At 70.1% G+C, this 1,353-nt stretch carries 2 protein-coding genes; one reads left to right on the top strand and one right to left on the bottom strand.

Features of this window, described 5'->3' with window-relative positions; genetic code table 11:
- Positions 1-214 (bottom strand): hypothetical protein (locus tag FCI23_RS59100; protein ID WP_211265918.1); only part of this gene is annotated, 214 nt, incomplete at its 3' end.
- Between the two features lie 92 nt (positions 215-306).
- Between FCI23_RS59100 and FCI23_RS55730 the strand changes: the two genes are divergently transcribed.
- Positions 307-1,311, top strand: a complete 1,005-nt coding sequence (locus tag FCI23_RS55730; protein WP_136731773.1) for an NAD(P)H-dependent glycerol-3-phosphate dehydrogenase — start codon at positions 307-309, stop codon at positions 1,309-1,311.
- Positions 1,312-1,353: the final 42 nt, after the last annotated feature.

Here is a 1,353-nt window from a genome sequence, read left to right as displayed (position 1 = left end):
GGCGGCCGCGGCGTGGATCCGGCGCTGGCATCGTCGGGGGCCGCAACGACGTTGATAGGTGGGAGCAGGCGAAGATTCCTACCGCTGGCAGTTCCAGCAGTTGACCGCTGGCGGCCATCATCGTCCGGCCGCCTTCACCGAGCGATCGCCGCACTCGCTCCCGGCGGGCTGGATGCCGCAGCACCACCTCGTCGTCCCCCAGCACACCGTCCACGTCGTGGCAGGGCCGCCGATCGACCTGAGCGCCTTTACGCTACGACCTGAAGCGCGCCGTGGACGAGCAGCGCAAGGAGAGGAGGCCGGCCGGTGACGACCCGTGTCGCTGTTTTCGGGGCCGGGTCCTGGGGCACAGCTTTCGCCATGATCCTGGCCGACGCGGGGTGCGAGGTCGCCCTGTGGGGGCGCCGCCCTGAACTGGTCGACGCCATCAACACCACCGGCACCAACCCGGAGTACTTCCCGGGCGTCGAACTCCCGTCCGGGATCACGGCGACGGCGGACCCGGCGAAGGCCGCGGCGGGCGCCGAGTTCGCGGTGCTCACGGTGACCGCGCAGACGCTGCGTGCCAACCTCTGCGCCTGGACGTCGGTGATCGGCGCGGACACGGTGCTGGTCAGCCTGATGAAGGGCGTCGAACTAGGCACGGCCAAGCTGATGAGCGAGGTCATCGCGGAAGTCGCGGGCGCCGGACCGGAGCGGATCGCGGTCGTGTCAGGCCCCAACCTGGCCGGCGAGATCATCCGCCGGCAGCCCGCCGCGAGCGCCGTGGCCTGCCAGGACGAGTCCGTCGCCAAGCGGCTCCAGGCGGCCTGCCACACGGGCTACTTCCGCCCCTACACCAGCGGCGACGTGGTCGGCTGCGAGTTGGGCGGCGCGGTGAAGAACGTCATCGGCCTGGCCGTCGGCATCGCCGACGGCATGGGCCTGGGAGACAACACCAAGGCTTCGCTGATCACCCGCGGCCTGGCCGAGACCACCCGCCTCGGCCAGGCGATGGGCGCCGACCCGTACACCTTCGCGGGCCTGGCCGGCATGGGCGATCTGTTCGCCACCTGCTCCTCACCGCTGTCCCGCAATCACACCTTCGGTGCCGACATAGGGCGCGGGATGACGCTGCAGGAGACCATCGCCGCGACCAAGCGGACGGCGGAGGGCGTCAAGTCGTGCGAGTCCGTGCTGGATCTCGCGCGTCGCCACGGCATCGACATGCCGATCACCGAGATGGTCGTCGACATCGTCCACGACGGGAAGCCCCCGCAGGTGGCCGTCAAGGAACTGATGTCGCGCTCGGCGAAGCCCGAGCGCCGCTGAATCGCGACGTCCGAACGCATCCGAGTAAAAGCGTTTCACGAG

It is taken from the genome of Actinacidiphila oryziradicis (genome assembly GCF_005047355.1).
Lineage (GTDB): Bacteria > Actinomycetota > Actinomycetes > Streptomycetales > Streptomycetaceae > Actinacidiphila > Actinacidiphila oryziradicis.
This window is presented reverse-complemented; position numbering and strand designations above follow the sequence as displayed.